The organism is Streptomyces sp. NPDC048523 (genome assembly GCF_043199815.1).
Taxonomy (GTDB): Bacteria; Actinomycetota; Actinomycetes; order Streptomycetales; family Streptomycetaceae; genus Streptomyces.
In genome coordinates, this window is sequence record NZ_JBICWQ010000006.1 from 397654 (window position 1) to 416074 (window position 18421).

The 18421-nt window shown below is 69.7% G+C and carries 14 protein-coding genes; 9 read left to right on the plus strand and 5 right to left on the minus strand.

Annotated features, from left to right (window positions below; genetic code table 11):
• Positions 1–67 precede the first annotated feature (67 nt).
• Positions 68–1267 (minus strand): PP2C family protein-serine/threonine phosphatase, encoded by a 1200-nt coding sequence (locus ACGFWE_RS31115; protein WP_393603226.1) that lies wholly within the window; start codon positions 1265–1267, stop codon positions 68–70.
• Between the two features lie 916 nt (positions 1268–2183).
• Here ACGFWE_RS31115 and ACGFWE_RS31120 point away from each other — a divergent pair.
• The 6 genes from ACGFWE_RS31120 to ACGFWE_RS31145 all read left to right on the plus strand — a co-directional run bounded on the left by ACGFWE_RS31120 (position 2184) and on the right by ACGFWE_RS31145 (position 11637).
• Positions 2184–3617, plus strand: a complete 1434-nt coding sequence (locus ACGFWE_RS31120) for a glycosyl hydrolase family 28-related protein (protein WP_393603228.1) — start codon at positions 2184–2186, stop codon at positions 3615–3617.
• A gap of 229 nt (positions 3618–3846) precedes the next feature.
• Complete coding sequence (locus ACGFWE_RS31125; RefSeq protein ID WP_393603230.1) at positions 3847–5340, plus strand: glycosyltransferase; 1494 nt, start codon at positions 3847–3849, stop codon at positions 5338–5340.
• Between the two features lie 265 nt (positions 5341–5605).
• A complete protein-coding gene (locus ACGFWE_RS31130) occupies positions 5606–6193 on the plus strand; it encodes a Uma2 family endonuclease (protein WP_393603232.1) in 588 nt (195 codons plus the stop codon).
• Positions 6194–6210: 17 nt separating this feature from the next.
• Complete coding sequence (locus tag ACGFWE_RS31135; protein WP_393603234.1) at positions 6211–6843, plus strand: 1,4-alpha-glucan branching protein; 633 nt, start codon at positions 6211–6213, stop codon at positions 6841–6843.
• Between the two features lie 444 nt (positions 6844–7287).
• Positions 7288–8280, plus strand: coding sequence for an aldo/keto reductase (locus ACGFWE_RS31140; RefSeq protein WP_352388743.1), 993 nt, complete (start codon positions 7288–7290; stop codon positions 8278–8280).
• Between the two features lie 240 nt (positions 8281–8520).
• Entirely contained in the window at positions 8521–11637 is a 3117-nt protein-coding gene (locus ACGFWE_RS31145) for a sacsin N-terminal ATP-binding-like domain-containing protein (protein WP_393603236.1), read from the plus strand.
• Positions 11638–11645: 8 nt separating this feature from the next.
• On the opposite strand, the gene ACGFWE_RS31150 is transcribed toward ACGFWE_RS31145, so the two are convergent.
• Together ACGFWE_RS31150 and ACGFWE_RS31155 are read right to left on the minus strand one after the other, a co-directional pair.
• Positions 11646–11885: a hypothetical protein gene (locus tag ACGFWE_RS31150; protein WP_393603238.1), complete on the minus strand. Its 240-nt coding sequence runs from the start codon at positions 11883–11885 to the stop codon at positions 11646–11648.
• Positions 11882–12127 carry a hypothetical protein gene (locus ACGFWE_RS31155; RefSeq protein WP_393603239.1) on the minus strand — a complete coding sequence of 82 codons (246 nt, stop codon included), beginning with the start codon at positions 12125–12127 and terminating at the stop codon, positions 11882–11884. The genes ACGFWE_RS31150 and ACGFWE_RS31155 overlap by 4 nt, the downstream gene beginning before the upstream one ends.
• 150 nt (positions 12128–12277) lie before the next feature.
• Here ACGFWE_RS31155 and ACGFWE_RS31160 point away from each other — a divergent pair, with 150 nt between their 5' ends.
• Together ACGFWE_RS31160 and ACGFWE_RS31165 are read left to right on the plus strand one after the other, a co-directional pair.
• The gene (locus ACGFWE_RS31160; RefSeq protein WP_393603241.1) at positions 12278–13129 is read left to right on the plus strand and encodes a DUF5707 domain-containing protein; all 852 of its coding nucleotides are present in this window, start codon (positions 12278–12280) and stop codon (positions 13127–13129) included.
• 133 nt (positions 13130–13262) lie between these two features.
• The gene (locus tag ACGFWE_RS31165) at positions 13263–14066 is read left to right on the plus strand and encodes a hypothetical protein (RefSeq protein ID WP_393603243.1); all 804 of its coding nucleotides are present in this window, start codon (positions 13263–13265) and stop codon (positions 14064–14066) included.
• 34 nt (positions 14067–14100) lie between these two features.
• Here the strand turns inward: ACGFWE_RS31165 and ACGFWE_RS31170 are convergent, their stop codons facing one another.
• Entirely contained in the window at positions 14101–16497 is a 2397-nt protein-coding gene (locus ACGFWE_RS31170; RefSeq protein ID WP_393603245.1) for a cation-translocating P-type ATPase, read from the minus strand.
• Positions 16498–16609: 112 nt separating this feature from the next.
• On the minus strand, positions 16610–16894 hold the full coding sequence (locus tag ACGFWE_RS31175) for a DUF2530 domain-containing protein (protein ID WP_352388761.1): 285 nt from the start codon (positions 16892–16894) through the stop codon (positions 16610–16612).
• A 111-nt stretch (positions 16895–17005) separates the two neighbouring features.
• Here ACGFWE_RS31175 and ACGFWE_RS31180 point away from each other — a divergent pair, with 111 nt between their 5' ends.
• Positions 17006–18400, plus strand: a complete 1395-nt coding sequence (locus tag ACGFWE_RS31180) for an NCS2 family permease (protein ID WP_352388763.1) — start codon at positions 17006–17008, stop codon at positions 18398–18400.
• The last annotated feature ends 21 nt before the right edge of the window (positions 18401–18421 follow it).

Here is an 18421-nt window from a genome sequence, read left to right on the forward strand (position 1 = left end):
GCCCTTCACACGCCGGGCCGGCTGCCGCGAGCCCGGCCGGCGACGGCTTGGACAGCCCCGCCTCCGTTCATCCCACCGGGGCGCCCGGACCGTGCCATTCGCAGAACAGAACGGTGGCGTCGTCCTCCAGCCGTCCCTGGTGGTAGTCCATGACGGCGTGCATAAGACGGCGCAGCGTCTCGTCGACAGGCAACTCGTCGGCGTGGTGGCGGATGATGAAGTCGGTGAAGCGCTCCACGCCGAATTCACGGCCGCCTCTGTCGCGGGCTTCGGTGATGCCGTCGGTGAACAGCAGTAGCCGGTCGCCTGGTTCCAACTGCTCGGTGCTCTGTTCGATCGGCAGGTTGAAACCGCTGCCCATCGGCCCGGCCGGCGGGCAGTGCAGTGTGCTGGCCCAGCGGCCGCCGCGGATCAGTACCGGCAGCATGTGGCCTCGGTTGACCCAGCTGAACTTGCCGGTGTTCAGCTCGAGGTCGGCGAGGATGCCGGTGGCGTAGCGGCTGTGCCCGAACTGCTCGACCAGGGTGTTCTCGATGGCTGCGCTGGCTTCGGGGATGGTTGCGCCGGCGCGGCGGTGGCTGCGGCAGGTGGCCATCGACAGGGCTGCTGTCAGGCCCGCGGAAGTGTCGTGACCCATCGCGTCGAAGACCGCCAGGTGCAGGATGTCGCCGGCCACCGCGTACTCGAAGGCATCCCCGGCCACCTGGTAGGCCGGTTCCATGAAGGCGCTGATCGTCACCCGATGGTCGGAGAAGGTGCGCGGCGGCATCAGCGCCCACTGCAGCTCCGCCGGGACTCCCATCGGCCGGGTGCGGATCAGCCGGGCGTGCGAGTCGCTGTGGGCCCGCTTGGAGACCAACAGCAATCCGGCCATCGACGCCAGCGCCCGCACCACGTCCTCATCGGGCTTGCCCCCGTTGCCAGGACAGGACTCGACCTGCAGGACCCCCAGCCGCTGGCGGCCGTCCCGCACCGGCACCCAGTACGCCCCGTCGCGGGGCGACACCATGATCTCTGTGAGCTGGTAGGCGCGGCCCGGCAACGTGCCCTCGATCCGGCACTCCTCGCCACCTTCGCCGGCGCTCAAGCCCATGCCGGTGACCTCACGCAGCACAGCCTCCTGAAGATCTGCCACGAACAGCCGCGCTCCGCCCGCACCGGCCTCCTTCGCCGCGGTGTCGAGCAGACCGGGCAGCTGCTCGAAGGGCGCCGTGTGACTGGCCTCCAGAAGCGCGGCCAGCGCACGCGTCAAGCCCTGCGCCGTCATATCAGCCTCCGCAGCCCAGCACCCGGCCCGCCGACATCCCACTCTTCCGCCATGACCTGTCCCCCACAAAGGCAAGACCACAAGGGCCCGCGAACCGACGAACGCATGCCACCGGAAAGCACAGGACCCAGCCCGCAGGAGCGACCACCGGCGCGACCACCGGCGCGACCAGCCCACCCTGGCCCCTCGGCGGGGGCAGACATGACGACGGTCCCCACCAGTCTCCCACCCTGGCCTCGGCCGGCCCGCATGTCCCGTGCCTGTCCCGCCCCGCCGGCTTCACGCTCAGCCACACCTGGACCGTGCTGGTCCGACAGGCGATCCCCGCATTGCCGATCCGGGCAACTGGTGACAGAAGGCCGCCAGCCAGGTACTTGTGACAAGTGGATGCCTCAGCGGTGACAACCAGGCCGCTTTGACCATGTCTGCTCGCCTGCTTGTCTCACGCCTACGGCTGCCGCGCCCATCGTTCGGCAGCCGGATTTTCCGTCACCGCTTCCGCGACCATCGGAAGGCGGTGTGAGCACCCAGCGTGCGGATGCGCAGCGCCCGCACGACATCCGGGTCGGCCTGCGCCAGGCGTACCGGCGACTTGATCGCTGGGCAATGCCGGACACCGCACCGGCATCGTCGATCACCAAGCCGAAGGACGCATGTGCGCCCACGCAAGGACTTCACGGGTCGTTCCGGAGTCACTACGCTGACATAGCGTCATCATCCGCATCTTCAGTGTAATCAGAAGGCGAGTGTCGGCCATCGTGCCCTCGCCTGCCCCTGAGCAGCCGGTCCCGAGTCCGTTCCCGGAGAACGGGCTGCGGTGCCGGGGCGCTCTGATCGCCTCTCCTTGAGCCGACCGCCGACCGCCGAACACGACGTTCCGCCGGCCCGAGCTCAGCACCCCGCGTCGACGATGCAAGTGACGGAGACCCTCATGGCCACCAGCTACTGGTTCAACGTCCTGGACTACGGTGCGACCGCCAACGGCGTCACCGATGACACCACCGCAATCCAATCCGCGATCAACGCGGTGCCCTCCTCCGGCGGAACGGTCGTTTTCCCGGCGGGCACCTACAAGATCTCCTCCGCGCTGGTGACCCGCTCCAACCTGATCCTGCAAGGCGTCAGTGACGGCTCGTCGGTGATCGCGCAAAGCAGCACCACGGCCCACGGCCTCACGGGTTCGGACGTCACGAGGCTGACCATCCAGGACCTCACCGTCCAGGGACCGGGCAGCGGAAGCGGTAAAGGAATTCTGCTGACGCGGTCGGCGAACCCCGCGACCGTCTCGCTGTCGTTCTCGCGGGTGACGGTGAAGTTCTTCGGCAACACCGGCATCGAGCTGTCCAACCCGATCGTGTCCACGTTCACCGCAGTGACGTCGGCCAACAACGGCAATCACGGCTGGGACATTCACGGGGTCTCCGGAGGTGCGGCAGGAACGAGTTGCTCGTTCATCGGCTGTTACGCCGACATCGTCACCAACGCCGGTTTCCGTCTGGACACGATGGCCTACTGCTCCTTCGTCGGCTGTGCCGCCGACCACTGCGGCATCGGCTACGAGGTGACCGGCGTCGGGAGCCAGGGCATCAGTTTCAGCGGGTGCGGCGCCGAATCCGCGGTCAACCGGGGCACCGGGTACGACGGCTACAGCTGGAAGATCAACGCGGCGATCGGTGTGGGCCTGTTCAACTCCTTCACCTACAACAGCCCCAACGTCAGCATCTGGGTCACCGGCGGCGCCCGAGCGGTCAGCATTCTCGGATTCGCCGAGAACACCCCCACCGGCCCGGCGGTCAACTCGATCAAGGTCGACTCCGGCTGCTCGGCGACCCTCGGCGACTTCAGCAACGTGAAACCCCTGTCGTTGGCGGGCAGCACCAACATCATCAACGACACCGCCGGCGGCACGGTCGCCACCGGCTTCGTCTACGGCGCCGGCTCCGCCTACTACGAAGGCACCGTCTCCTCCGGCACCGCGCCGACCTCGGCCGAGCATCTGGCGCGCAAGGACTACGTCGACGCCAAGGTCAACCCCGCCCCGGTCACCCTCACCGACGCCCCGACCATCGCCACCAACGCGGCCCTCGGTGACCTGTTCCGCGTCACCCTGGCGGGCAACAGAACTCTCGGCGCACCCACCAACCCCACCAACGGCCAACGCGTGACCTGGGAACTCATCCAGGACGCCACCGGTAACCGCACCCTCACCCTCAATTCGATCTTCGTCAGGGGCACCACCATCCCCACCGTCACCCTCACCACGACGGCCGGCAAACGGGACTTCCTCACCGCGATCTACAACGCCACCACGAACAAGTGGTACGTCCTCGACTTCGTCAAGGGCTTCTGACCGGCAGGGACAAGGACTCGACCACAGTGATCCACTTGCCGGGCGGCCCTGATCGGGGAGAATCGGCTGTAGGGCAAGGAGACGCCCCGAAGCGGCAGGTGGCCCCGCGCCACGACGAGGACAGCCCCCTCATCGACGCCAAGAGCCCGCCCGCCGCCCTCTCCATCGATCGAGCGGCGCGGAAGCTCGTTCTGTTGATGGGCGCTACCGGAAGCTCGAGGTGCCATTGGTGGCCCGGCCGACGCGGGGGCAAACGCGCAAAGAGGCCTGGGGACCTGCATTCGTACGCCAGCACAGAGCCCTGACCTCCAAGGGCCTGACCCTGCCCGGACACATACCGGACCTCCGCCGGACCCGTCCCGGCCGGATCGTCGTACTGGTTCCCGCGCACAACGAAGAAGCGCTCATCGCCGAGACCCTTCAGTCGCTCGCGGCCCAGACCAGGCCCGCGGACGAGGTCATCGTCGTCGCCGACCGATGCACCGACCGCACCGCTCAGATCAGCACAGCCCACGGCGCGAAGGTCGTCGAATCGGTCGCTAACACGCAGGCCAAGGCAGGCGCGCTCAACCAGGTGCTGGACGAACTGCTGCCACGGCTGTCCGACGACGACGCCGTCATGATCATGGACTCCGACACCTCGTTGTCCCACGAGTTCATCGCCCGGGCGGCCCGCCGCCTGCACGAGCAGGAACCCGGCCTCCCACCCATCGGCGGCGTGGGCGCCATATTCTTCGGCTACCCGCTGCGCCGACTCGTCTGCCATCTCCAGAACAACGAGTACGTGCGCTACGCACGCGAACTCCACCGCCGCCACGGCCGCGCTGACGTCCTGACCGGCACCGCTTCCCTCTACTTCGTCAAGGCCCTGCGCCACGTCCACCGAGCCCGCACCGAGCACATCCTGCCCCGAGGGGACGCCGTCTACGACGTGCAGTCGCTGACCGAGGACAACGAACTGACCCTCGCACTCAAACACCTCGGATACCGCTGCGCCTCCCCGTGCGCCTGCATCGTGGGCACCGAGCTCATGCCCACCTGGTCCCGGCTCTACTACCAGCGGCTGCGGTGGCAACGCGGCGCCCTGGACAACCTCAGGGCCTACGGCCTCACCCGCGTCACGCTGCCCTACCTGTGCCGGCAGGCGCTCACCTATCTGAGCGTGGCCTTCGTCCCCTTCTTCCTCACCGTCCTGGGGTACTACACCGTCACCAAGGAATTCCCCGGCCTGCCGTGGTTCTGGGTCGCGGTCACCGGCATCGCGGGTTTCGAACGCGTCTGGGCAGCCAAACGGGGCGGATGGAAGGCGCTGCTGCTCGCCGTCGCGATCGTGCCGGAAGTACTCTTCGACCAGTTCCTCAACGTGGTCTACGCCAAAGCGCTCATCGACATCCTGACCAGCACCGACGCCGCCTGGGAACAAACACGCGGCCGCAAGAAACGCCTCAGGAAGCTGCTGGTCACGACCTGCGGTCTGGTTCTCCTGCTGACCGGTGTCGTGGGCCTGGCATTCGCCTGCATCGCGCTCGGCATCGCATGGCACCTGATCGCTGTTTTTGTGCTCTCCGGTGTCGCCGCAGCCGTCATCCGCCTCAGCCGCCTGTACCCGCTGGGGCTGCTGCTGTCCCTGCCCAGCGGAGAGCCGAAGCACGGCGAGATGCCACCCTGGCGTCAGCCAGGGTGGCCGGCATCGGCCACGAACGGCTCCCGCAGCCACCGTTGACCGGTCACGGCAACCCCTACCGATCAGGACGGGCCGCACAACCAACGCCTCTACGCAGACAGGGGATTGCCACCGGCTCCTGAAACACCGGCTGCTCTTCCCTCGTCCTGTACGACGACGACCATCACGTCGATGTCGCTGTGCGGTCGAGGACGGCGGAACCGTGGAGGTAGATGCCGTCATCCCTCCGTGTCCTGGTCAGCGTGCGTATCGTTGGACTGCGCGGCTGTGCTTGTCCATGGGGCAGCCGGGGAGGAGCGCCACGATGACCGTCCTTGAAGACAGGATCGCGATGGCCGAGAGCGACAACACGAGCACGCTCGACGAGATGTTCGAGCGGCTCGAGACGATGCCCGTCCCCGAGGGATACAAGGTCGAGATCGTCGAGGGGACCGTCTACATGTCGCCGCAGCGGGACACCCACTGGGAGATCATCGCGGACATCTACGAGCAGCTGCGGACCAAGTACCCGCGGAAGCGCGTGAAGTCCGACGTGCGCATCGACTACCCGGGGCACCTCAACGGATTCGCGACCGATGTGACGGTGATGGCCGAAGGCGCCACCAAGGCGGAGAGCGGCCACTGGTCCTACGAGGACGTCGAGTTCGTCGCCGAGGTGATCTCCAAGGGAACCGCGGCCAACGACTACGGCCCGAAGAAGGCCGCCTACGCCACGGCGGAAGTCCCCGTCTACGTCATCGCGGATCCGTATCAGGGGCGGTGTCACATCTACACCGACCCCAAGGGCAGCGACTACGAGGTCGAGACCAGGGTGCCATTCGGCAAGGACGTGGACCTCACCGACACCGTCGTCGGCCTCATCCTCAAAACCGATGAGTTCCCCCGCGACTGACTGACACAATCCACCGCATGGCGATCATCCACCACACCACCCTCAAGCCCAGCAAGCTGGAACTGCTCACCACCTGGCTGCCCACCCGCCCGTGGTACACCGGCACCGGTACGCCCGAGTTGACCAAGGCCGGCGGCTTCCGGCTGGACGACCCGGAGGGTGAGGTCGGGATCGAGTTCATGGTGGCCCTCGACTCCTCCGGCCCCGAACCCGTCGCCTGGCTGGCCCCCCTCACCTACCGCGCCGCCCCGCTCCCCGGCGCCGAACACGCCCTGATCGGCACCATGGAACACGGCGTCCTGGGCCCCCGCTGGGCCTACGACGGCACCCACGACCCGGTCCTGCGCACCGAACTCCTCGCCCTGTTCGAGGGCCGCGCCCAGGCCCAGGCCCAGAGCCTCACCGACACCCCCGACCACGAGGTCACCCACTCCTACGCAGGCCCCGTCCTCCCCACCGGCCCCGCCGAGGTCACCGACGACCAGGACGGCACCGAACTCCGCCTCCCGGACGGCACGGTCCTCCGCCTGCACCGGCGCCCGCGGCCCACGGCCCCCGAGGGAGCGGCCGGCCATGTCTCCGGAGCCTGGGACGCCCCTGACGGCACCCGCGTCCGGGGTGTGTTCGCGACTCTGCACCGGCGGCCCTGAGAAAAACCCTGTGCACGGAGTCAGCAAGAAGGCGCGAGGTCAGAACCCCACATCCGGCCCCCGATACGCCGGCGCCCGCCGAACCCCGCTCGCCCGCTCGTACGCGTACGCGAGCCGCAGCAGCAGCGGCTCACTCCACGCCGTCCCCATGAACGTCACGCCCACCGGCAGGCCGAACGCGAGTAGCGGGTGAGCCGCTCCGCGTCGAGCCGTCCGCCGGCCATCAGCGCACGCAGTTCGGTGATGCCCAGCTCGTCGAACTCCCCGGGCCCGACAACTGCCGCCTGCGCCGGGGCGGTGCCCAGTCAGGGCGTGGCCGCCGCCGCGGTGCCGAGCGCCAGCACGCCCCGCCGGGTGGCACGGAATCCCCGATTCCACAGGGGAGCCAACCCCCCGAAGCGCATCCTTGCCTTGAGCGCACTCGAAGGCGTTGGCTGAGGGGTCATGAAGTACACGCAGCTCGGACGCACCGGACTCAAGGTCAGCCGACTCGTCCTCGGGACCATGAACTTCGGCCCGCAGACCGACGAGCCCGACTCCCACGCGATCATGGACTCGGCTCTCGACGCGGGAATCAACTTCTTCGACACCGCCAACGTGTACGGCTGGGGCGAGAACAAAGGCCGTACCGAAGAAATCATCGGCAACTGGTTCGCGAAGAGCGCCGCCCACCGCGACAAGGTCGTCCTCGCCACCAAGGTCTACGGCAACATGGCCGCGGACGGCGACGCCTGGCCCAACCACGACAAGCTGTCGGCGCTGAACATCCGCCGTGCCGTCGACGCCTCGCTCAAGCGGCTCCAGACGGACTACATCGACCTCTACCAGTTCCACCACGTCGACCGCTCCACTCCCTTCGAGGAGATCTGGCAGGCGATCGACACCCTCGTCCAGCAGGGCAAGATCCTGTACGTCGGGTCCTCCAACTTCCCCGGCTACAAGATCGCCCAGGCCAACGAGATCGCCGCGCGGCGGGGCGGCACCATCGGCCTCGTCAGCGAGCAGTGCCTCTACAACCTCGCCGAGCGGCGCGCCGAGATGGAGGTCGTCCCGGCCGCCCAGGAGTACGGCCTCGGCGTGATCCCCTGGTCCCCGCTGCACGGCGGGCTCCTCGGCGGGGTCATCAAGAAGGAGGCCAAGGGTGGCCGCCGCGCCTCGGGGCGTGCCGCCGACACCCTCGCCGACCCGGCCAAGCGGGCCCAGATCCAGTCGTACGAGGACCTGCTGGAGAAGCACGGCCTGGAGCCCGGCGAGGCGGCCCTGGCGTGGCTCCTCACCCGCCCCGGCGTCACGGGCCCGATCGTCGGCCCGCGCACGGCTGAGCAGCTGGAGTCGGCGATCCGCGCGGTCGAGCTCGAGCTGAGCGAGGAGGTCCTGGCGGGCCTGGACGAGATCTTCCCGGGCCCGGGACCGTCTCCGGAGGCCTTCGCCTGGTAGCTCCCTCCATGGGCCGCGAGGTTGTTCGCCCGGTGCGAACGACCGCCGGCCCGACGGTGGGCGACGGCGACGGCATCGGCGCCCGCAGCGCCCTGTACGCCGGTCCGCCGGCCCGACCCGGGCACCGACGGGCGGCGAGGCAATCCCTCGCCGCCCGCCTTCGCCGCTGCGAACCCTCCCCGAGTTACGGTCCTCCCTCATCGCGGTACCTTCATCGTCACGCCGATGAGGAGAGTCAACGTGAGCAAGTTCGTGCGGCCCGCCGCCGAGGGTGCCGACCCGTTCGGGACCGCCCGGCTCAGGCGAGGGGTGCTGGACGCCTGGGCCACCAGCCCCGCCCGGTTCCGGGAGGACGCCAACGCCGAGGAGGACCTCGTCCTCGGCGGATACCGGGACCGGCTCGTCGTCGAGCTCGCGCAGAACGCCGCCGACGCGGCGGCCAGGGCGGGCGTGCCGGGACGGCTCCGGCTCACCCTCCGCGAGGGTGTCCTCTTCGCCGCCAACACCGGCGCCCCGCTGGACGCGGCCGGTGTCGAGTCCCTCTCCACGCTCCGCGCCTCCGCCAAGCGCGACAGCGTCGACGGCTCGGTCGGCCGCTTCGGCGTCGGCTTCGCCGCCGTGCTCGCCGTCACCGACGAGCCCGCCGTCGTCGGCCGCCACGGCGGGATCCGCTGGTCCCTCGCCGAGGCCCGCGAACACGCCGCCGAGACCGCCCGCCACAGCCCCGGGCTCGGCGACGAGATCCGCCGCCGCGACGGCCATGTCCCGCTGCTGCGGCTCCCCTTCGCCGCCGAGGGCAGCGCGCCCGACCCCTACGACACCGTCGTGATCCTCCCGCTGCGCGACGCCGCCGCCGCCGACCTCGCCGAGCGGCTCCTGAACGCCGTCGACGACGCCCTCCTCCTCGCCCTCCCCGGGCTCGAGGAGGTCGTGATCGAGACGGACACCACCCGCACGATCAGCCGCCGCGCCGAGGACCACCTCACCGTCGTGGAGGACTCGCGGGACGGTACGACCCGGTGGCGTACGGCGTCCGCGCACGGGCCCCTCACCCCCGACCTCCTCGCCGGCCGGCCCGTCGAGGAGCGGCTGCGGCCGCACTGGTCGCTCACCTGGGCCGTGCCCGCCGACCCCGACGGCAGCCCGGCCCACCCCCGCACCAGCCCCGTCGTGCACGCCCCGACGCCCAGCGACGAACCCCTCGGCGTCCCCGCGCTGCTCATCGCGTCCTTCCCGCTGGACACCACCCGCCGGCACGCGGCACCCGGACCGCTCACTGACTTCCTCGTGCAGCGCGCGGCGGACGTGTACGCCGGCCTCCTCGCCGGCTGGCGGCCGGTCGGCGAAGGGATCATCGCGCTGGTGCCCGGTCCGCTGGGCAAGGGCGAGCTGGACGGGTCGCTGCGGCAGGCGATTCTCGACCGCCTCCCGAAAACCGCGTTTCTCCCGCCCGCACTCGAGCCCGGCGACGACTCGGAACTGCCCGAGGTACTGCGCCCGCGCGAGGCCGAGGTCGTCGAGGGCGCGGGCGCCGACACCGTACGGGTGCTCGCCGAGGTGCTGCCCACCCTGCTGCCCGCCGGTCTCGAACGGCGGGTGGAGCTGCGGACGTTGGGCGTGGCCCGGGTCCCGCTGACCGAGGCCGTCGACCGGCTCGCGGGCCTGGAGAAGGAGCCCGAGTGGTGGCAGCGGCTCTACGACAGCCTCGCGGGCGTCGACCCCGACCGGCTCTCCGGCCTGCCCGTGCCGCTCGCCGACGGGCGGACGACCATCGGGCCCCGGCAGGTGCTGCTGCCCACGTCGGACGGGCCCCTGATCGACGCCGAGATCCTCGCCCGGCTCGGTCTCAAGGTCGCCCACCCGGCCGCCGCCCACCCGCTCCTGGAGAAGCTGGGCGCGCTGCCCGCGACTGCGCGCGCGGTGCTCACCACGCCCCAGGTACGGGCCGCCGTGGCCGCCTCCCTGGACGACGACGGGGGCGTGAGCTGGGAGGAGGACACCCCGGACGCCGAGGAGCTGGCCGACACCGTCCTCGCGCTCGTGCGGGACGCGGGCCTGGAGCCCGGCGACGAGCCGTGGCTGGGCGCGCTCGCCCTGCCCGACGAGGAGGGGGAGCTGGTCCCCGCGGGTGAACTCGTCCTCCCCGGCAGCCCGTTCGCGCGGGTCATGCGGGAGGACGAACTCGCCTTCGTGGACGGCGAACTGGCCGAGAAGTGGGGCGAGCAGCCCCTCGCCGCCTGCGGGGTGCTGGCCAACTTCGCCCTGGTCCGGGCCACGGACGTGGTCCTCGACCCCGACGAACTGGAGCCGCGCGAGGGCGACTTCGCGGAACCGGACGACGCCGGGCTCCTCGACGCCGTGGACGTGTGGTGCGAGGACATCCTCGACCGCTTCCCGGACACCCCGGTACCGCCGGTCGCCACCGAACTGGTCGCCGTACGCGATCTCGACCTGGTCGACGAGGACAAGTGGCCCGAGGCCCTGGCCCTGCTGTCCCGGCCGCCCCTGAGGGACGCGATCACCCAGCAGGTCCGCATCCTCCTGCCGGACGGCACGCACGAGGTCGTACGGCCGTACACCGCCTGGTGGCTGCGCGGGAACCCGGTGCTCGACGGGCGCCGCCCCGCCGGTCTGCTCGCGGCCGGCGGAGACCCCCTCCTGCGCGGCCTGTACGACGAGGCGGACGCGACCGGGTTCGACGACGAGCAGGTGCTGCGGGCGCTGGGCGTACGGACGTCGGTGGCCGCGCTGCTGGCGGAGCCGGGCGGGGCGGCGGAACTCCTGGACCGCCTCGCCGACCCCGACCGATCGGTGACCGGCGCCCAACTGCACGCCCTCTACAGCGCGTTGGCCGACCTGGACCCCGAACAGGTCACCCTGCCCGACGAGCTGCGGGCGGTGACCGACGGCCGGGTCGAGGTCGTGGACGCGGCCGACGCCGTCGTCGTCGACTCACCCGACCTGCTCCCCTTCACCGAGGGCGTCCCCCTGCTGCCGGTCCGCCCGTCCCGCGCCGCCGAGCTGGCCGAACTCTTCCAGGTCCGCCGCCTCAGCGAGTCCGTCACCGGTTCCATCGACTCCGAGGGCACCGAACACGACGTACCGGAGGCGGTCGGGCTGCTGCTGGGCCCGGACACCCCGTCCTCGTACATCGAGCACGAGGAACTCGTCGTCGACGGCGTGGAGCTCGACTGGCGCCTCACCGACGACGGCATCCTGCACGCGTCCACGGTGGAGGGCGTGGCCGCGGGCCTGGCCTGGGCAGCGGGCCAGTGGCCCCGCCGCTTCGAGGTCGCCGCCCTCCTGGAGGACCCGACCCGCACGGAGGAACTGGCGAGGGACCGCTGGTTCGACTGATCAGCCGCTCACCCGGAACCGTCCCCTTCCGGCTCCAGGAGGTAGTCGTACGTCTCCAGGTCGAGCGTGATACCGGTGAGCTGCCGGACACGCTCGGCGTGCTCCTCCGTCAGGGGCACATCGCCGATCAGCTCGTCCGGCGCGATCCCCACGAGGTCCGCGAGGACGTCCAGGCCGACCGCCGTGACATCGACGGACGAGTCGAGGAACTCGCCGTCCTTCGGGAAACGGGAGATGGCGAGTCTCATGAGGAAGAGTCCGCCTCGGTCTCCAGGAAGTAGTCGTACTCCTCGAGGTCGAGCGCGATACCGGTCAGCTGCCGGACACGCTCGGCGTGCTGCTGCGTCAGGGGATACACGTTGACCAGCTGCTCCGGCGCCATCCCGAGGACTTCTCCCCAGGCCTCTGCTCCCACCGCGCTGGCGTCGGTTGTGGAGAGCGGCTTGTCGCCGTCCTTGGGATAGCGGGTGACCAGGTAGTACACCGACACGGTGTCACCTTCCGGGTGAGATCGGCGGGCTCGGTCCGGGCTCCAGTATCCGGGACGAAAAAACAGGGTGTCCCGCTGCAACGGTTCAGCCGCGTCTCGCATCTGACCCCACGAGCCGCCAGGCTCCACGACCAGTCCCTGGGGGAACGCATGCGCATCCGCACCATCGTGGCCGCCGTCTCCGGCGGCCTCGTCCTTACCGCCCTCGCCGTCCCGGCCGCCCAGGCCGATGGCGAGGGCCTGCACAAACCCACCGCCGCGGAGCGTTTCGGCGTCTCCAGAGCCCCGATGAGTGCCGCCGCCGACGAGGAACGGCCGGTCGTCTCCGACGTGAAGGTCAACGGCGGCAAGGACATCGTGTTCGGTACGACTGGCGTCAAGACGTTCGCCGTGTCGCTGACCGCCAGTCACTCCGCCGGTATCCAGGACGCGTACATCGACTTGTGGCACGGCAGGGACCTGGCCCACCACGACGGCGTGTTCGCCCCGAACGAGCAGAACGCGACCTGCACCGCGGTCAGCGCCACAACCTCGAACTGCAAGCTCACCATCACGGTCGACGTCGGCCGGGAGCTGTACATGAACACGCTGGCCGGTACCTGGCACGTGACGGCCGCCGCGATCGCCGCCGACGAGGCCGGCAGCGACTACTGGAACGACTCCTACGGCACCCACAAGGTCCAGCGCCTCTCCAAGCTCACGGCCAACGCCGCCCCCGAGCCGGTGAAGAAGGGCAAGACCATCACCGTCACCGGCAAGCTGACGCGGGCCAACTGGGAGACCCGCAAGTACGCCGGCTACTCGACCCAGCCGGTGAAGCTCCAGTTCCGCAAGAAGGGCTCCGACACCTACACCACCGTGAAGACGGTCAAGACCAACAGCAAGGGTGACCTGAAGACCACCGTCAAGGCGACGGTCGACGGCTACTTCCGCTGGAGCTTCGCGGGCACCTCCACCACCCCGGCGGTCAACGCCCCGGGCGACTTCATCGACGTCAGGTAAGTAGGCCGGAAGTAAAGCGTTGCGCATGTGCGAACAAAATCACGTCCCACGGGTACAACCTGTCCCGTGAGTCACGGATCTAGGGAGTGAGTCATCAGACTCCCAGATCCTTCTCTCCTCATGGGGAACGCACATGCGCATACGCGCCCTCGTCCTCGTCGCCTCCGGCGCCGTGGCACTCTCCGCCCTCGCCGTGCCGGCCGCCCAGGCCGCCACCACCGCCGGGCCCGCCGTCACCTTCTCCAGCCTGAAGGTCAACAGCGGCAAGGACATCGTGGTCGGTTCGACGGCGATGGTCACGGTCTCGGCCAGCTACACCGTGACCAAGCCCGCGAACCTGGACCCGAACTCCTTCGGTACCTTCCCACTCCTCTACCGCGGCGCCACCCTCGGCATGAACTCCGACGACCTGCTCGGCGGCGACGACCCCGGCACCTGCACGGCGTCCTCCTCGACGGTGCTGAAGTGCACCGCGAAGATCCAGTTCCGTCCCAAGGGCTCCGACGAGGACGGCGACCTGTACAGCAGCGAGGCTGGCACCTGGAAGCTGGGCGCCCTCGCGGTCAACGGCGACGAAGGCCTGACCTGGCAGGGCGGCCTCGGCACCACCCACCTCCAGCGCCGGGCCACCCTCACCACCAACGCCGCCCCCGAGCCGGTGAAGAAGGGCAAGACCATCACCGTCACGGGCAAGCTCGCCCGCGCCAACTGGGACACCAACACGTACGCGGGTTACTCGACCCAGCCGGTGAAGCTCCAGTTCAAGAAGAAGGGTGCGACCTCCTACACCACCCTGAAGACCATCAAGACCAGCACCACGGGCGCCCTGAAGACCACCGTGACGGCCTCCGCCGACGGCTCCTTCCGTTACGTCTTCGCGGGCACGACGACGACCTCGCCGGTCACGTCGACCGGGGACTTCGTCGACGTCCAGTAGAACCGCGGCCCACCACCCGGGCTGAAGCCCCGCGCTAAGCGGGCACGCGGCGGTCGACCCACCTCCACAGGAGTTCCAGGGCGGCCGCCGCCACCACCGAGATGCCGACCGCGATCCACGGCATCGTCGCCCCCACCAGCTTCAGCGCGAAGAAGTGCTGGAGCCCGGGCACGGCGAGGACCAGCACGAAACCGAGGCCCATCGCCGCGACCAGCGCGAGACGCCACCAGGTGTACGGGCGGGCGATGATCGCCAGCACCCACATCGAGATCAGGAACAGGGTCAGCGTCGCCGCGCTCGTCTCCGCGTCCAGCGCGCCGGGGCCCGTGTAGTGGTGCCGGGCGATCAGATACGTCACGAAGGTCGCGATCGCCGCCACCACCCCGCCCGGGATCGAGTACCGCATCACCCGCCGCACGAAGTGCGGTCGCGCGCGTTCCTTGTTGGGCGCGAGGGCCAGGAAGAAGGCCGGGACGCCGATCGTCAGCGTCGACAGCAGGGTCAGGTGCCGGGGCAGGAAGGGGTATTCGACCTGCCAGCACACCACGAACACGGCCAGCAGCACCGAGTACACGGTCTTCACGAGGAACAGGGTCGCGACCCGGGTGATGTTGCCGATGACCCGCCGGCCCTCCGCGACCACCGAGGGCAGCGTCGCGAAGCTGTTGTCGAGCAGCACGATCTGCGCGACCGCCCGCGTGGCCTCCGATCCGGAGCCCATCGCCACCCCGATGTCGGCGTCCTTCAGGGCGAGCACGTCGTTGACCCCGTCGCCGGTCATCGCGACGGTGTGCCCGCGTGACTGCAACGCCCCCACCATGTCCCGCTTCTGTTGCGGGGTGACCCGCCCGAACACCGTGCCCTCGTCGAGCGCCTTCGCCATGCCCTCCGGGTCGGCGGGCAGTTGACGTGCGTCGACCACGCTGCCGTTCAGCCCCAGCTTGGCCGCCACCGCCCCGACCGACACCGCGTTGTCCCCGGAGATGACCTTGGCGCGCACGTCCTGTTCGGCGAAGTACCGCAAGGTGTCGGCCGCGTCGGGCCGCAGCCGCTGTTCCAGGACGACGAGGGCGGTCGGCCGCGCTCCCCGGGCGGCCTCGGGATCGTTCAGGTCGCGGGAGGCCCGGGCCAGCAGCAGCACGCGCAGCCCCTGCTCGTTGAGCCGCCCGGTCTCGGCGAGCGCGGGGTCCTCGGGGGCCAGGAGCACGTCCGGCGCCCCCAGCAGCCACGTGCTGGACTCGCCGTCGCCCTCGCTGAAGGTGGCCCCGCTGTACTTGCGGGCCGAGGAAAAGGGGAGCGACTCCGTGCAGCGCCACTCCTCGGCGTCCGGGTAGGCGTCGATGATCGCCCGGAGTGAGGCGTTCGGCCGCGGATCCGAGTCCCCGAGGGCGCCCAGGACTTTCCGTACGTACGACTCGTCGGCGCCCTGCAGCGGCCTGAGCCCGGTGACGTCCATGCCGCCCTCGGTGAGGGTGCCGGTCTTGTCGAGGCAGACCGTGTCGACGCGGGCGAGGCCCTCGATGGCCGGGAGTTCCTGGACGAGGGCCTGTTTCCGGCCGAGCCGGATCACGCCGATGGCGAAGGCGACGGAGGTCAGCAGGACGAGCCCCTCCGGGACCATCGGCACGATGCCGCCGACCGTGCGGGCGAGGGAGTCCTTGAGGTCGTCGTCCTTCACGAACAGCTGGCTGATGACCAGGCCGATCGCGGTCGGGACCATCATCCACGTCACGTACTTGAGGATCGTGGAGATGCCTGAGCGCAGTTCGGAGTGGACCAGGGTGAACCGGGAGGCCTCCTCGGCGAGCTGGGCGGCGTAGGCCTCGCGGCCCACCTTGGTGGCCCGGAAGGCGCCGCCGCCGGCGACCACGAAGCTCCCGGACATCACCTCGTCGCCGGGCCGCTTCACCACCGGGTCGGCCTCGCCGGTCAGCAGCGACTCGTCGATCTCCAGGCCGTCCGCCTCCACGACCACCCCGTCGACCACGGCCTTGTCGCCGGGTCCGATCTCGATGAGGTCGTCGAGGACGATCTCCGAGGTGCTGACCCGGGACGCGGTCCCGTCCCGCCGTACGGTCGGCCTCGCCTCGCCGATCACCGCGAGAGAGTCGAGGGTCTTCTTCGCCCGCCACTCCTGGATGATGCCGATCCCGGTGTTGGCGAGGATGACGTACCCGAACAGGCTGTCCTGGAACGGCGCCACGAACAGCATGACCAGCCAGAGCACACCGATGATCGCGTTGAACCGGGTGAAGACGTTCGCCCGGACGATCTCCCCCACGCTCCGGCTGCTGCGCACCGGCACGTCGTTGACCTGTCCGCGCGTCACCCGCTCGGCGACCTCGGCCGCGGAGAGGCCGCCCGCCGCCGGTGCCGGGAGGGCCACGGGGTGCACAGGGTCGAGTTCGGCGCCCGCGTCGATGTGCGTCATGCATTCGACGGTACGTGCGGTTTTGCGGCTTCACCCGCCGAGTGACCGGAAGTTCCGACCTGGGGAGGAGAGGGGAACGGGTGAGTGATGCCGTGGTACTAGGGGGCGCTCGTCACTCGGCAGCAGGGGTGGCGGCGGGATCGGTGCCGTCCGCCCTCTTGATCGCGGCGTCACGCTTGCGGACGTACCAGGTGCCGTACAGCCCCAGCCCGCCCCCGGCCAGGCAGGTCCACAGCCACCAGGTGTGTCCGTGGTCCTCGAACCAGCCGTAGAACGGGAGCTGTACGAGGAAGAGGACGAACCACAGGATCGTGCCGCCGGTGACCGTGGCGACCACGGGGCCCTCCAGGGGCTCCGGCGCCTCGTGCTTGAAGGATCCCGAAGAGAACACGTCCATGGGGACAGCTTACGAGGCGATCACATCTACGCGCGGAGATGGCCCGGCAAACGTTATACGTTCATACTGAAACAGTTTGCGCCTGTCCACTTCTGCTCGTAGGAACATCCAATGCCGACCGCCCTCGACCGCTACTTCAAGATCTCCGAGCGGGGCAGCAGTCTGCCCCGCGAGATCCGGGGCGGCTTCGCCACGTTCTTCGCGATGGCCTACATCATCGTGCTGAACCCGATCATCCTCGGCAGTGCCAAGGACATGTACGGCCATCAGCTGGACAACGGCCAGCTGGTCACCGCGACCGCCCTCACCGCGGCATTCACCACGCTCCTCATGGGCGTGGTCGGCAACGTCCCGATCGCGCTGGCCGCCGGGCTCGGCGTGAACTCCGTCGTCGCGCTCCAGCTCGCGCCCCGGATGTCCTGGCCGGACGCGATGGGCATGGTGGTCCTGGCGGGCTTCATCGTGATGCTGCTGGTCGCCACCGGTCTGCGCGAGCGCGTGATGAACGCGGTGCCCTTCGGCCTGCGCAAGGCGATCTCCATCGGTATCGGCCTGTTCATCATGCTGATCGGGCTCGTGGACTCCGGCTTCGTCTCCCGCATCCCGGACGTCGCCCAGACCACCGTCCCGCTCCAGCTCGGCGGCGACGGACACCTCGACGGCTGGCCCGTCCTGGTCTTCATCCTGGGCGCCCTGCTCACCCTCGCACTCATCGTCCGCAAGGTCTCCGGCGCGATCCTCATCTCGATCGTCACGATGACCGTCGTGGCGATGATCATCGAGGCCGTCGCCAAGGTCCCCTCCTGGGGGCTCACCGTCCCGAAGTGGCCCGGCAACCCGGTCGCCGGCCCCGACTTCGGTCTGATCGGCAAGGTCAGCCTCTTCGGCGGCTTCGACAAGGTCGGCGTGCTGACCGGCATCCTCTTCGTGTTCACGGTCCTGCTGTCGTGCTTCTTCGACGCGATGGGCACGATCATGGGCGTCTCCGACGAGGCCAGGCTCACCGACGCCCAGGGCCAGATGCCGGGCATCAACAAGGTCCTCTTCGTGGACGGCCTCGCGGTCGCCGCGGGCGGCGCGAGCTCGTCGTCGGCGACGACGGCCTTCGTGGAGTCGACGGCGGGAGTCGGCGAGGGTGCGCGCACCGGTTTCGCCAACCTCGTCACCGGCGGGCTCTTCACCCTCGCGCTGTTCCTCACTCCGGTCGCGACGATGGTCCCGTCCCAGGCGGCGACCCCGGCCCTGCTCGCGGTCGGTTTCCTGATCCTGGCGGGGAACGTCAAGGACATCGACTGGGCCGACCACACCATCGCGATCCCGGCCTTCATCACCATGGTGATGATGCCGTTCACCTACTCGATCACCAACGGCATCGGCATGGGCTTCATCACCTTCGTGGTGCTGCGGCTGGCGGCCGGCCGTGGCCGCGAGATCCCGGTGCCGATGTACGTCGTGGCCGCGGTGTTCGGCTTCTACTACCTGATGCCGGCGCTCGGCCTGACGTGACCCGCTCTCACGTGACCCGCC